This window comes from Jezberella montanilacus (assembly GCF_003003055.1).
GTDB lineage: Bacteria > Pseudomonadota > Gammaproteobacteria > Burkholderiales > Burkholderiaceae_B > Zwartia > Zwartia montanilacus.
The window spans coordinates 700,677-715,158 of sequence record NZ_PVTV01000011.1; the positions used below are offsets into that span (position 1 = coordinate 700,677).

The following is a 14,482-nucleotide window of genomic DNA, read 5'->3' on the forward strand; positions in this document are numbered from 1 at the left end:
ATTTCGATTGAAATGCAGCGCTTAAAATCAGCCATTCAAAAAATTATATAAACAAGATCTTATTCATGCGAATACAACTCGAAACCTTTATTGCCCCTATATTTGTCTTGATCTGGAGCACTGGTTTCGTGATTGCTCGTCTATCGATGCCATATGTTGAGCCCGCTACCTTTCTGTTTTGGCGTTTTGCGGGGGTTCTGGTGGTGATGGCAGCGCTCAGCCTCGTCTGGGATATCAAGTGGCCGAGCCGATCTCAAATGCGGCACATTGCGATCGCTGGCGTCCTGCTGCATTTTGGCTATTTGATGGGCGTCTGGTTCGCCGTCCGTTTAGGAATGACGGCTGGTTTAGTTGCCATCATTGTCGGGTTACAACCCATCGTGACGGCATGGTTTGCCGCCTGGATCTCCGAGAAGATTTCGCCACGACAATGGTTGGGCTTAGGTTTTGGTTTTGCCGGAGTCGCTTTAGTCGTGTGGGAGAAAATTAGCTTCGCCCATATCCCGCTGGCTAGTTACTTGCTCGCCTTCAGCGGACTGCTGTCCATGACCTTCGGAACGATGTATCAAAAGAAGTACTGTCCCACCTTTGATTTACGAGCCGGCTCAACCATTCAATTCAGCGTATCAGCCATGCTTTGCTTGATCTGCATGTACTGCTTTGAGTCTGGTGTCATGGTTTGGAACGCACCGGTAATCGGCGCTCTACTCTGGTCGATTTTTCCTTTATCCATCGGCTCAATCAGTCTGCTGTTTATGATGATCCGCAAAGGGGCTGCCACCAAAGTGTCAAGCCTGCTGTATCTCACACCACCCACCACCGCGCTGATGGCATGGCTGTTATTTGATGAACCATTTAACTGGATGATGGCTGCGGGGCTGGGACTAACGATGACTGGCGTGGTCTTCGTGAATGCCAAAACCTCAAACCCGTTGATCGCTAAGCGCGTTTCTGCTGGGCATAACCCTTAAGAACCTCTTCACGAAGAACGGCCCAGATCGCTGCGTGCAACTCAACAAATCGCGGTTGCATGCGTACTTCTGCCACATCCCGTGGTCGCGGCAAGTCGATAGTGAATTCGCCAATCGGGTGTGTACCCGGCCCTGCAGATAACACCACCACTCGGTCGCTCATGGCAATTGCTTCGTCAAGATCATGGGTAATGAACAGAACCGCCTTACGCTTGGCCATCCATAAGTCGAGCACCTCGTTTTCCATTAGTTGCCGAGTCTGAATATCCAGTGCCGAGAATGGCTCATCCATCAAGATGATATCCGGGTCGCGAATTAACGTCTGCGCAAGCATGGCGCGCTTACGCATGCCCCCCGACATCTGATGCGGATAACGGTCTTCGAAGCCGCCGAGACCGACGCGCTTCATCCATAACCGCCCCGCTTCTTGCGCCTGAGCGTTCGGCATACCAGCAAACTCACAGCCTGCCGTGACATTGTCCAAAGCTGAACGCCAAGGCAGTAGCGCCTCGCCTTGAAACATATAGCCAGCGCGTTTGTTAATCCCGCTCAGTAGTTCACCAAATGTTTCGACCGCGCCCGTTGAAGGGCTGAGCAAGCCTGCGCCGACATTCAATAACGTCGATTTACCACACCCCGTTGGCCCCACCACTGAGACGAACTCGCCGGCTGCAACTGTCAGGGTGGTGTTTGCAACAGCGGTGTACCTTGCCTTCGGATCGTCGCGCGAGACAAATGTGCAAGTGATGTCTTTTAATGACAAGGCGGGGGCGACTGGCTGGATCATAGTCAAAATGCTTAGTTCAAGCGCTGGTGATGAGGACTCGTCCCTTAAACTTTTACGTCAGGATATTTTTCGTTGGCACGCTTGGCAAAATCGTTGGTCCAGGTTTTATCAAGATCAATTTTGGCATCCCGGATGTCGTTGCTATAGGCAGCCAGGGCTTTCAAGGCTGTGGCCGGGCCGTCCGAGGGGATCATGCCATCTGGGGACATCGCCTCCATACATTTTTCAACAGCTTTGGTATAAAGATCAGGATTGCCTTGAAAATAACTTGCAGGCAGTGCTTTGGTGACTGCCGCTGGGCCTGCTTTCACGATCCATTTGTCGGCTCGCACCATCGCATTGACCAATGCCTGAATCGTCTTGGGGTTAGCGTCGATATAGCTTTGCGGCAGGTATAGACTACCGGCAGGCATGTTGCCACCAAAAATCTCGATGGTGTCTTTAATTCGACGCGTATCAGCAATCACTTGGATATCGTTTGATTCTTCAAGTGCAGTAATGACCGGATCAATATTTGAAATGGCGTCAATATTGCCCTCTCGGATGGCTGTAATCGCACCGGCACCAGTGCCAACACCGACGTAAGATGCATCGGTGACTTTCAGGCCGTGCTTGGCTAGATAAAAGCTAGCCAACATATTGGTCGAAGAGCCAGGGGCGGTCACACCGATTTTTTTACCTTTTAAATCAGCGCCGGTCTTGAAGTTGGCCATATTCTTTTTCGAGACACCCATGGTCATCATCGGGCAACGGCCTTGCAAGACGACACAACGAAAGAACTGACCTTTAGCCTGTAAATTGATGGTGTGTTCGAATGCGCCCGACACCACGTCTGCACTGCCGCCTACAACCGCTTGCAGCGATTTTGCGCCACCCGCAAAGTCAGAAATCTTGACATCAAGACCCTCGTCTTTGAAGTAGCCCAATTGCTCGGCAATCGACAGAGCCTGGTAGTAGGTACCCACTTTGCCACCTACGGCGATGTGAACACTGGTTTTTTCGAGCTTTTGCGCGAGTAGCAAACCGGGAGTCATTGAAAACAGGCCGGCTGAACCTGCGAATTTGATCAATTGCCTGCGTGAAATGGACATGTCGGTCTCCCTTGATTTTTTCTATCGTTATTTGAGCATAACGCTTACTTAGTAAGTTTGCCTCGCAGTTTAGCCTTAGGTGGGCTTGCGCTCCATTAGTGCCCACGCAACCGTACCCGCATCGACATACTCAAGCTCACTGCCTGCTGGCACGCCTCTCGCCAAACGAGTCACTTTAAGACCCTTGGATCGCAGCGCTTCTGACAAATAGTGAGCAGTCGTTTCGCCTTCTGCCGTAAAACTGGTAGCGAGGATCACCTCTTTGACAAACCCGTTCGTCGCCCGCGCGAGGGCACGGTCAAAATCCAGTTCAGCAGGGCCCATGCCTTCAAGTGGGGCGAGCCGTCCCATCAGCACGTAATACAGACCCGAATAACCGTGTGTCGCTTCGATAGAGTTCTGATCCGCTGGGGTCTCAACGATGCAAAGCAAGCTGGAATCCCGCTCGGGATGCTGGCAGGTGCCGCATAAGGTCGCTTCGGTAAAACTATTGCATTGGTCGCAGTGACGCAGTCGTGACACGGCCTCACTCAAGGCACGCCCCAGGTGTTGTGCGCCCTGCAAATCGTGTTGAAGCAAGTGGTAAGCCATACGGCTTGCAGTCCGTTCTCCCACGCCTGGCAGGCGGCGAAGTGCCTCGACCAAGGCCAGAAGCGGTTGCGGCTCTGACAGGCGCGCTGCCATCAGAAGGGTAACTTCATCCCGGGTGGCAAGGGCATGCCGGCAGTGACAGAAGACATTTTTTCAGAGCTCGTTGCCTCGGCTTTGCGCAAAGCATCATTGAAGGCTGCCGCGACCAAATCTTCGAGCATGTCTTTGTCGTCAGCCAAGAGGGTTGGATCGATGGTCACACGTTTTACGTCATGGCGGCAGGTCATGGATACTTTAACCAAGCCACCGCCCGAGGCGCCCTCGACGATGATGTCTGCCAGCGCATCTTGCGCTTTTTTCATGTTCTCTTGCATCTGCTGAGCTTGTTTCATCAAGCCAGCGATCTGTCCTTTCATCATGATTATTTTCCCTGATTCAGTTGAAACTATTGGAGTGTTGGACCTGGATGGACGGATCCGGGGATCACTTGTGCACCAAACTCTTTGACTAATACCTGCACGAACGCATCCTGTTGGACAATTTCCTCGGCGGCCTTTTGACGGGCGCTTTGCGCCGCCACGTCAATTGCGTGAGCTGACTGACCCGAATCAGCGCCAATTTCAAAGCGTAATTGAACTTTGACCCCAAAGTGCTCAGACAACACCGCTTTGAGTCGATCAACCGCAACACCTTCAGATAAGGCCTTATTGGCGATCTTGAGAGTTAATGTATTGGCTGAAATGCCCACTAGTTCGGATTGACGAGCTAATTGCGCGGCCAGGCCTGAGAGCTTTAACGAAGCAGAAAATATTGCCCAAGACTGTTCAATCCGGATAACGCGACTCGGAGCCTCGACCGGGGTGCTTTCAACTGTTGCTGCAGATACTGAAAACTCAGTAGCCGATTCAGTCACCCAAGCTGGCGGTTCATCCTGCTTGGTTACCTGCAGAGGTGGCGCAGGCGGCTCAGATGGGACTGAAGCCATCTGCTGAACAGCCGGCTCCTTGACGGATGGCGCGGCACTTGCCTGTAAAGCTGGACGATTCCCTGCAGCTGGATCCGAATAAAGTGACAACATGCGCAAGCATGACATCACAAATCCTGCATATTCATCAGGTGCAATGGACAACTCAGAGCGGCTATGAACGGCGACCGTGTAGAACAGCTGCACAGCGTCGTGCGGCAAGGTCTCTGCCAGACGACCGATGTCACCCGCCAGAGGGTCTGCTTGATCAACGACTTTGCCAATCCTTTGAGCAATAGCAATGCGGGATAACAAAATAGCCAAATCTGCCAGTGCAGCGCGATAGGACAAGCCTCTGGTGGCAAGTTCATCAGCGACCTCAAGCACCGCAGTTGCTTGACCTGCCTGCAACGCATCCAGCAAACGAATCAGATGCTTTTGATCGATTGTCCCTAGCATCCCCCGAACAGACTCTTCGGTGAGATTGCCGGCGCTGTAGGCGATGGCTTGATCGGTGAGCGATAAGGCGTCACGCATGGATCCTGAAGCTGCTTGGCCAAGCATACGCAAGGCAGCAAGCTCAAAGGGAATATGTTCTTCGCCCAGCACGTTTTGCAAATGCCCGACGATGGACTCCCCCGGCATCTGCTTTAAATTGAACTGCAGGCAACGCGACAGCACCGTTACAGGAATTTTTTGTGGATCGGTTGTCGCCAAAATGAACTTAACGTGCGCTGGTGGTTCTTCAAGCGTTTTGAGCATTGCGTTGAATGCATGCCCAGTCAGCATGTGAACCTCGTCGATCATATAGACTTTAAAGCGTCCGGTGCTCGGCGAATAAACCGCCTGCTCGAGAAGTTGAGTCATCTCGTCAACGCCGCGGTTAGAGGCGGCATCGAGCTCAAGATAATCGACAAAGCGGCCAGAATCTATCTCAGTGCAAGCCTGACAGACACCACAAGGCGTGGCAGTAATGCCAGCCTCGCAATTCAAAGCCTTCGCAAGGATTCGGGACAGAGTCGTCTTACCAACGCCACGAGTGCCCGTAAATAACCAGGCGTGGTGAAGCCGTTGTGTGTTTAAGGCATGAGTCAGCGCACGCACGACGTGATCCTGGCCAACCAGGGTATCAAAACTGCGGGGGCGCCACTTACGGGCCAATACAAGATATGACATGGGCGTTGCTTAACACCGACAATAAAAGGGAGGCGAGCCTGACTTCGGCACTAACTCTGCACGACTATGGCTGCTTCGTTCCCGACCTGACCAGATTTGCCGCCGAGCCATGCGAAGGGGCCCGCCAATCAGCATTCTAACAGGGGCGATCCATCTCTACCCAAAGATCATCTCTTGGGAAATACAAAGCCGCTTTAGCTGGGCGTCCATCCAATGCAAAAAGCTGTTGGCAATATCGTTGCAACTGAGGTTTGTAACGAGCTAGCATTCTTTTTTCAAATACTGAAAGTGGCTCAGAGGCTGCGGGTCGACTCGTTTTATAGTCCACTACCAACCAGTGATCGCCTTCGTCTAGAACCAAATCCATAATTGACATCTGACCATTTTCGTCAAGCAAGGCCCATTCGCGCTTTGCCTTTATCTGTCCGAGCAATCTTCTTCCGTGTTCTTGCGTCAACATCGCCCTTAAGACCTCGACAGCTTCTTGCGCCCCAAGACTGGCCTGTTCTGCGCTTAAGCCAGTCGCGCCTAACTGTCGCTCAATCACGCTCCCCTTGCTCGTGATGCGCTCGGTCGTCCAACGTTCCAGACCACTTTCTCCAATGTGGGCCAGCCATTCGTGAACAATTGTGCCCACCAGCCTTTCACGACCTGCTTCTGCGCCCCAAACATAGGCTTGATTAAACATAGGAATAATATTGCCTGGCAATTCAAGGGGTTCTATCGTGGTCCTTGAAGGTGACCCCATCGCTGGGACAGTCGCCCGCCGCTGTAGCAAGGGTCCTTTATAAAACGGCATATGTGACTCGACGCGTCGCTCATCTTGTTCAGGCAAAGGGGTTGGTTGTTGAATAAACGGCCACAAGCGTGCGAGCAAGCTCGATGACTCAGGTGCCGCGACAACCGTCGAATCCTTTTTGTCGATTTTTAACCGAGCGACTAAATGAAGGGTTTTTTTTGCTCGGGTTGCCGCCACGTACAAAAGCCTATCCACCTCATGGCTTGCGCGACGCTTCTCTCGTTGCCCCAAGAAATTAGAGTACGGATCAGCGGTGTCGCTCGCTCTCGATTTGATCGGACCCATCAGTAGTCGACCGTGAGCCTGTTCAATTCTAACCAAAGGGGTATCGTCACCTTTCGCTTTTTCATGCAAACCAAAAAGAATCACCGTGTCAAACTGCAATCCTTTGGATTTATGCATGGTCATCACCTCAACCACACCCTTGGATTTTTCTTCGACCGAAGCGGTAGCTTCGTCCTCAACTGACGAAGCGTACAACTTGGTCAGTCGCGATTCAAACATATCCAGATCCAAGCCGCCGTAGGGGGCGAGTCTTTCAATCAATCGAAAAACGCTTTCTGCGTCACTCACATCGCCAGTATGGCGCGCGAGTGCTGGCCCGTCGAGCTGTTGCCAGACGCGTTGCACCTTACGAGCAAACACTTCCCCCGTTTCTTCACGAACAGCTGCAGAAAATACGCGCGCAACAAATACCAGTCTTGCGTACTGATCGGGTTCGAGCACTTGCTCAGCAGGGTTTGGGCTTGCTTGAGCAACTTGCGCCAACGTTGCTTCTAAAATATCAATCACGGCTCGTTTGTCGCCTGCGAACAGCCGATGAAGGCTGAACAAAGTCAATCCGCAGTAAGGTGAGCGCAGCACAGCCAACCAAGCCGCCCTATCACCCAAATGACACAGTGCGCGGACAATTTGCACCAGATCAACAACGTAGGCCCGTTGATTCAAAGCGACTAATTCGACAGCTCGATACGGCAAGTTCTCTTTTGCCAGCAACTCGGTTGCGCCACGCAGGTTAGATCTCGTTCTCACCAAAATAGCGACCGGATGTTCACTATCAGGTGCTGCAGCCAGCGCTTCTTTTACGAGCACAATAAGCTGTCTGGCGGGCTCATCCTTATCATCTGAAATGATGAGGTGTTGATGAACAGCCTGCTCGGGACTGCCTTCATTGAACGCAACAGATGGCGCGTAGGTGATGGCTCCACCGATCGCATCGTCTTGTTTCGGAAAAATATGGGTGAACATGTTGTTCACCCAGTCCACGATACCTGCTCCAGAGCGGAAATTATCAGTCAACCGCAAAGGCGTAAGGTGCAGATCACCTAGACCCTGATCACGGACTTTCAAAAATAAACCAACCTCGGCTTTACGAAAGCGATAAATCGATTGCATGGGATCGCCGACCAAAAACACAGTTCGACCGTCGTCCGCTTGCCAACCGGAGGTGAGCCTCTCTAGCAAATCAAGCTGGGTCTGACTGGTGTCTTGAAACTCATCGATCAGTAAATGTCTGATACTCGAATCGAGTTTCAGCAGTAGCTCGGTGGGATCGTCTGCACGACCAAGCCCGTAGAACGCTCGTTGTGCAATCTCTGCAAAATCTACTTCGCCAAAGGTCGCAAACCGCATTTGAAGCTGAGCCACTGCGAGCCAGAGACATTCGATTTGTGCTTTGAGGATGTCCCACTGCGCATCAGAAAACCTTTCATCAACGAGATGTTCCAATGCTTGAAGGGCTTTAGCCCAACTTGGCTCGTCGCCTCCTCCATTGTTGGCAAGCCAAGCATTAAAGACTTTGCAATAGTCAGTCTTTGATTCAAAACCATGTTTTACATTGATGGTTTTCCTTACTGTTCCTGCTCCTGTGATCAGAAGCTCTGCCAATGCCCGCCAACGGGGTAAATCTGAAACGTTTGTATCGAATGCCTGGCCGTCCCAGTCCTGCAAGCATTTCAACTGATCATAAGTGGCCTGGTATTTTTCGGCCGTCGCCAGAAAGGACACTGCTTGGCGAATCAGCGGTGCCAGCTCTTGTGCATACCCAAGAGGCATCAAGGGCGGGATACCAGAGAGCTCTTCACTTACCGCTTGGGCAAAATGGTCTTCTAACGCGTTTCGGTCACGCTCATTGGTCACGGTCGGTAACAAGGTCATCCATTGGTCTCGTTGCCCGAGCATTTTCGCAAGGGCTGTGCTGGCGGCCTGAACATCTAAGTCCATGTGCTCGAGCAACTTGGCGACTGAAGGATTCGTCCCTACCGAGGCAAAGACTTCTCTTGCCGCGGCGAGATAGTGCTCGTTAGGCTCTTCTGCTACTGTCGGCATACCACCCAGTCCGGATAGCCAGGGCATACTGCGCACCAGGCTCGCGCAAAATGAGTCGATTGTTTTGATCGATAACCGCGCTGGATGGGCCAGCAGGTGCCAAGATCTTTCTTCGCTGCGCGCCAAAACGGCTTGCGCGAGCGCAAGGCTCCTTACCTCATAGCTTGTTTTAGGAGCAACATTATCCCGCGCAAGTTCCAATTTTTTCAACACGCGCGCGTGCATCTCGGCCGCAGCTTTGCGAGTAAAAGTAATCGCGACGATTTCCTCAGGTCGAGAAACCGTCGCCAGCAGCGCCAGGATCCGATCTGTCAACAGTTCGGTTTTACCGGAACCAGCAGGCGCTTGTACGATAAACGAATGCCTCGGATCGATTGCCCGCTCACGTGCCCGTGCGTCTTGGGGTTGACGCTCAGTCATCTGTATCCTCTTCGGTATCGAAAAAACGCAGCAAGGGTTTAATGTCGCAATAGGTCAAATCATTTTTACCCAACGATTCGTTACTTGCACAACCCGAGACAAACTCTTCAGTCAGGGCGCGAACATCGCCCTGCATCTTAGTCATTGCACCCAACCAGTCTCGGCCAGAAAACTCCTTCACATGCGGCAAAACAATGACGCCTGCAACACCAATATCGGCCTTGGCTAAGCCAACAACACTTTTCGTCTTATCGCGACTGGTTTCATGCGTTTGCTTGGCATGTATCTGAACCAGCATCAAGGCGGACACGCCGCACTCACCCTTTGCTTGTTCAAGCAAAATACTCGCATAAATTGGCAACTGGACATTAACAGGGCGAGCGCTATCCCAATCGTTGAGCACTGAGGTCAAGGCTGCGCTTGATTTGTAATCAATCACGACTTGTGTGCCATCCTCCAGCAAATCAATACGATCGATCACCAGATCCAGTTGGCTAGAACCAAGGTTCAAATGCTGAGTCACCTCAACCCCCTTGACTACAAAGGGTGCACGCTGGGACTCGACTTCAAGCCATTGATGAATCAACGGCAGATCTCGATCGACCTCCATTTGTCGCAAGACCTCTGGCAACTGGGCTAGCTCTAAGGCGGCGACCTCGGTCGCAATATTGCTTAACAGGGTATTAAGAGAATCGTTGGCTAGCTTGTTTTGTAAGGTTTCTTGGTCTTTTAATTCTGACCATACTCGCTCAAGCATTTTATGAATAAAACGGCCGCGTATTGTTTTAGATGGGATATCGGCGTAAGGCCTGAGTCCTTTTACGCCGAGACGATATTGAAAAAACGCCCATAAAGGATTGCGAGCTTGCGTCACCAGTATATTGGCGCCACCTTTAATCACCTCGTCTTCGAGTACTGCTGGACCTCGCTGATCTTCAAAGGTTTCTAGCCGAATCGACGATATTTGAACCTTGGGCCGAGCCCAACTATTTTTTACGAGACTTGCGACTTTGAGAACTGGCGACGGTCGAAGCTCTCGCTCTCCGTCCCGGCTGGCGAAGCTGGTCATCACCTCAGGTGCCACAGAACAGAGATGTTCGAAGATGCGCTGAGCCCAATGGAGTTCACGCTCGGCAGTTGACCTGGGGGCTGAACTGCGCGATAAAGCAGATACTGGGATAAAGGGGTTGGGATTCGGTGCAGCAGGAAAGGCTTCGTCCGACAATCCCAGTAGCCACACACCATCCCAATGACCTCCTTCTGCCTCAAGCAGGCCAAGTACATCAAGCCGCGAAGCCGCATCCCGCTGAGGTTGAAAAATACTGGCTCGTGCCAAACGACCAAGCCAGGCGAGTGCTTCATGAGCGTCAATTAACCCAAGAATTGGACTCAGGCTTGCGAAACGATCAATTAGCTTTTCAAGCGCTTCGGTCACTTGGTAATGAACCGAGCTTTGCGATCTTTCACCGGGGAAACCAAGCTGTCCGAGCGTCAGGCTGAAGCGTTGCGCCCAGCTCCGGCAATCCAAACTCGCTGAGCCCTTTTGCCAGTGCTGAAATGCCATATTCCAGTTAGCCGCAAGCTGTTCGGTCACGGCAATATCCCTTTGCCAGGCAGCCAGCGTCACTGCAATCGTTTCATGGCTGCGCCAGCGGGCGTCAATGCTCGCGCGAGCGCCTGCTTCAGCGACATGTCCTGCGCAATGACCAGCAAGTAATGCAGCACCCAAATCCTTCGGGGTCGCAGTTTGAGAAGCCGAGAACTGCACAAACGTCTTTAACCAGAGCAACGCAGCCCGACCAGGATTCCAATCGCTTAGCGGTCGACCCACTGCAACGTTGTAAGGCAGACTAACCTCACCCGTTTTGAGGACATCGTCGAGCGTGCGTCTGGCATGCGCGGCATCCGAATCGAGACTGACCGCAATGATTGCAAATTTACCTTGCGGGTCTGACAGCAATTTTTCTTTTGCCCAGCAGGCGGCTGTCATCCACTCGTCCTGGTGGGTTTCCAGCGTAACGCAGCGAGGTGTTTGGGCGACGGGAGTGCGTTCAGCGAACTTCTTCACTTCGATTCCCTGATCTCGCAAGACGCTCAAGACCTGCCGCATCCTGGGAGAAAACTCTGAGAAACCAGACAAAACCAGCGTTTTAGGCAAATTCAACGATCGCGCCTGGAGCAAAGACAAGACCCGCGCCACGAGTGTATTGCTATCAAGGGCGCTTATCGCATGAAGCCTCTGCCGGTAGGCATCTTGCCAGCGACTAAAGCTTTCAAACTCTTCGGTGGTCTCATTGGCGTCTACTTTGATCGCCCAGTCATCGATCAAGGCATCTGCTTGTTGGGCAGACCTTGCTGCTAGATTCACGTCCAACAATGGGTGCGAGTCTTCTGCAGCTTCAATTGTTCTAACCCATAGTGCAAGGGAGCCGAAGTGATCAAGTACGATCGCTTGAGAAGACAAGTCAGACTCGAAACTTGCTTGCTTAAGCAGGTGAGGCAGCCAATTTGACCAAGGCATGACGGTCGGAATCTCAAGAACCTGGCCAGGCTCTCGGATGTTTTCAACCAGAGACGCCATCACGCTGCGGCTCAAGCGATTATTGATAGTGAGGACGACCGTTGATCGGGCGCAATCTCCGGTTAAGTCATGAAGAGCAACGTTATCTAAGGCGGCGATATCCAAAGGGAGATCGCTCATCTTAAAAACCGCACATCGAGGCAATGCTATCCCAATGCAGGCTCATCTCAGGTGTCGTGTAGGCCCAAAATCCTGCTGCCAGAACCATTGACAGAAAAACAAAACCTAGCAGCTGAACCCACCGTTTCGCTGGGTGCTTATGGTTTATGTTTTTCATCAGGTGCACGCTCGTCGGGCTAGGCCAGGACAGCGGAGGGTTTAACGCTGAGTGGCTTTTCTCGGACTGGCAGGCAAAGGACAGCCGCTATCAGTGCCAGCGCTATGCCCATCCACCAGACCAAATCATAGCTGCCCGTTATCGCCTGGATACGACCACCTAACCACACACCTGTAAAGCTACCAAGTTGATGACCAAGAAAAATAATGCCTGATAAGGTCGCGGCAAATTGCATCCCATAGATTTGTCCGATCAACCCTTGCGTGAGCGGAACGGTACCTAACCAGAATAACCCCATCCAGCCAGCAAAGACGTAGACCACCCAAACACTCATGGGCATACACAATATCCACAAAATCCCCAAGGCTCTCATCGCGTAAATAATAGCCAGCAGATTTTTCTTACTGTACATCCCACCCAGCTTGCCCGCGGTAAACGATCCGACCACGTTGAACAAGCCAATCAATCCAATCGCCACCGCGCCGGTGCCAGCATTCAGACCTGCGTCGACGACGAAGGAAGGGAGATGCAGCGTAATAAACGCAGTGTGAAAACCGCAGACAAAGTAACCCCAAAATATCAAATGGAAAGTCGGATGTCTGAAGGCCTGCTTGATTGCCGACAACATGGATTGCTGCGGTCCAGATCCGTCTGTCTGCACTGGTTTACCTCGCAAAAACCAGGACAGAGGCAGAGATACCGAAACAAAGAGAGCCAAGACCCAGTAGGCACCGGTCCATTCGAGGTTAGTAATCAAGAACTGTCCCGTCGGCACAACTAGAAATTGTCCTAAGGATCCACCGGCACTTGCTATACCCATTGCTGTGCTTCTCGATGAAGGTGCGACCGTTCGGGCGATAACCGGAAGGATCACCGCAAACGTTGTGCCGGCCTGACCCAAGCCGACCAGAAATCCAGCGCTCAGGTACAACTGGGTGGGTGTCATCGCAAACCGGCTAGCAAGCAAACCAGCGGCGTAAAGCATGCCGCAGAGCGCGATGGTACGACCTGAACCCAACCGATCAGCCATCATGCCCGCGCCAATAGCGCCAAAACCCCAGGTCAGGTTTTGCAAGGCGAAGGCCATCGAAAAAATCTCGCGTCCCCAACCATGCTCAAGTCCCATTGGTTGAATAAACAGACCGAAGGTGGCCCGCGTTCCCATGGCCATCAATACAACAACGGTACCAAGCAATATAGTCCTGAGGGGTAAAGCTGTTTTAGATGAAGTCATGGAGATGATGGTCGGTGGCTATGGATAGGCCTGTCAACATAGGTCAACCAATTGATACAAGTTGAGCCACGCTGATTCAGGTTTCTTGCATCATACTGAAAACAGCAGATCCATGGCCTGAAGCCTTACTAACGGGTCAGGTTTTCGAAAAAGTATGCTTTGCCCAGTTTTCATCCCAAGAAAATAGTCAAAGTTTGTAACTGATCCCTCAGTTATCACTCGTTCAGCCGTGAGTTAGACTCGAACATCAAAAAAATACGCACGCTGGGGATCAATTTGCCTTTGTCAACGTCATACCTGAATCTTTGCCGAGTTTTCCTTTGGGGATTAGCGCTCTCAACGTCTGGACAGACCTTTGCGACCTATCCAGAGCGTGCAATTAAATTGATTGTGCCATTCGCTGCCGGCGGTGGCACGGATCTGGTGGCACGCGTTATTGGCGGTGCCATGACGAACGAATTGCATCAAACTGTCATCATCGAAAACAAACCAGGTGGCAGCACCATTATCGGTACAGACGCTCTAGCTAAAAGTGCACCTGATGGCTACACCTTGGTCATGGCAACGTTTGCGCATGCAGTTAACCCAAGCCTCAAAACAAAATTACCGTACAACCAAGACAAAGATTTCGCACCGGTATGTTTGATCGGTATATCGCCTAACGTGTTGGTGGTGTCAGCTGCAAGCCCGTATCAATCTGTTAAAGAATTATTAGAGGCTGTAAAAGCCAACCCAGGAAAATTTTCTTATGCCTCTCAGGGCAGTGGCACGTCGGCACATCTGGCGGGTGAGCTATTTGCGTCGTTAACTGGCGCAAAGTTGTTGCATGTCCCCTATAAAGGCGCGGCGCCCGCTCTGACCGACTTAATGGGGCGTCAGGTCGACATCATGTTCGCGACAGCGTCAGCGGTGGGCAACTTAATTGAAGCCGGCAAACTGCGTGCGCTGGCTGTCACGACGACCGACCGCTCGACCAGCCCTGTCTTAGCCAAGGTGCCAACCATTGCTGAGAGCGGCGTGCCAGGCTATTCAGCGGGAAGTTGGTACGGCGTGTTTGCTCCTGCTGGAACGCCGAAAGAGATCATTGCTCAACTTAACGCAGCAATCACTAAAGGGGCGCTGTCGAGCAGCTTCAAGAATCAAGTGGAGAGCGAAGGCTTAGTCATTAAGACGGGCACACCAGAGGATTTCGCTCAATTTGAAAAGACTGAAGAGCTGCGCTGGCGAACCGTCATTAAAGACGGTCACATTACTGAGGATTGA

11 protein-coding genes and 1 other RNA gene are annotated in these 14,482 nt (G+C 52.0%); 2 read left to right on the plus strand and 10 right to left on the minus strand.

Annotated elements, in window-relative coordinates:
- Positions 1–65: 65 nt before the first annotated feature.
- The gene (locus tag BCM14_RS04895) at positions 66–971 is read left to right on the plus strand and encodes a DMT family transporter (RefSeq protein ID WP_106226832.1); all 906 of its coding nucleotides are present in this window, start codon (positions 66–68) and stop codon (positions 969–971) included.
- On the opposite strand, the gene BCM14_RS04900 is transcribed toward BCM14_RS04895, so the two are convergent.
- From BCM14_RS04900 to BCM14_RS04940, 10 genes are all read right to left on the minus strand, one after another.
- Positions 940–1,758: an ABC transporter ATP-binding protein gene (locus BCM14_RS04900; protein WP_106226833.1), complete on the minus strand. Its 819-nt coding sequence runs from the start codon at positions 1,756–1,758 to the stop codon at positions 940–942. The genes BCM14_RS04895 and BCM14_RS04900 overlap by 32 nt on opposite strands.
- A gap of 44 nt (positions 1,759–1,802) precedes the next feature.
- The gene (locus BCM14_RS04905) at positions 1,803–2,849 is read right to left on the minus strand and encodes an ABC transporter substrate-binding protein (protein WP_106226834.1); all 1,047 of its coding nucleotides are present in this window, start codon (positions 2,847–2,849) and stop codon (positions 1,803–1,805) included.
- 75 nt (positions 2,850–2,924) lie between these two features.
- Complete coding sequence (gene recR / locus BCM14_RS04910) at positions 2,925–3,533, minus strand: recombination mediator RecR (protein ID WP_106226835.1); 609 nt, start codon at positions 3,531–3,533, stop codon at positions 2,925–2,927.
- The gene (locus BCM14_RS04915; protein WP_106226836.1) at positions 3,533–3,859 is read right to left on the minus strand and encodes a YbaB/EbfC family nucleoid-associated protein; all 327 of its coding nucleotides are present in this window, start codon (positions 3,857–3,859) and stop codon (positions 3,533–3,535) included. The genes recR and BCM14_RS04915 overlap by 1 nt, the downstream gene beginning before the upstream one ends.
- Before the next feature lie 26 nt (positions 3,860–3,885).
- Positions 3,886–5,580, minus strand: coding sequence for a DNA polymerase III subunit gamma/tau (gene dnaX / locus BCM14_RS04920; protein WP_106226837.1), 1,695 nt, complete (start codon positions 5,578–5,580; stop codon positions 3,886–3,888).
- 28 nt (positions 5,581–5,608) lie between these two features.
- An RNA gene (ffs, locus tag BCM14_RS04925) (signal recognition particle sRNA small type) lies at positions 5,609–5,706 on the minus strand.
- Between the two features lie 10 nt (positions 5,707–5,716).
- Positions 5,717–9,127: a UvrD-helicase domain-containing protein gene (locus tag BCM14_RS04930; protein ID WP_106226838.1), complete on the minus strand. Its 3,411-nt coding sequence runs from the start codon at positions 9,125–9,127 to the stop codon at positions 5,717–5,719.
- Entirely contained in the window at positions 9,120–11,828 is a 2,709-nt protein-coding gene (locus tag BCM14_RS04935) for a PD-(D/E)XK nuclease family protein (protein WP_106226839.1), read from the minus strand. The genes BCM14_RS04930 and BCM14_RS04935 overlap by 8 nt, the downstream gene beginning before the upstream one ends.
- A gap of 1 nt (position 11,829) precedes the next feature.
- Complete coding sequence (locus tag BCM14_RS15240; RefSeq protein ID WP_259673422.1) at positions 11,830–11,985, minus strand: hypothetical protein; 156 nt, start codon at positions 11,983–11,985, stop codon at positions 11,830–11,832.
- 19 nt (positions 11,986–12,004) lie between these two features.
- Positions 12,005–13,219 (minus strand): MFS transporter, encoded by a 1,215-nt coding sequence (locus tag BCM14_RS04940; protein WP_106226840.1) that lies wholly within the window; start codon positions 13,217–13,219, stop codon positions 12,005–12,007.
- Positions 13,220–13,516: 297 nt separating this feature from the next.
- On the opposite strand from BCM14_RS04940, the gene BCM14_RS04945 reads away from it, so the two are divergent.
- Positions 13,517–14,482, plus strand: a complete 966-nt coding sequence (locus BCM14_RS04945) for a Bug family tripartite tricarboxylate transporter substrate binding protein (RefSeq protein ID WP_259673450.1) — start codon at positions 13,517–13,519, stop codon at positions 14,480–14,482.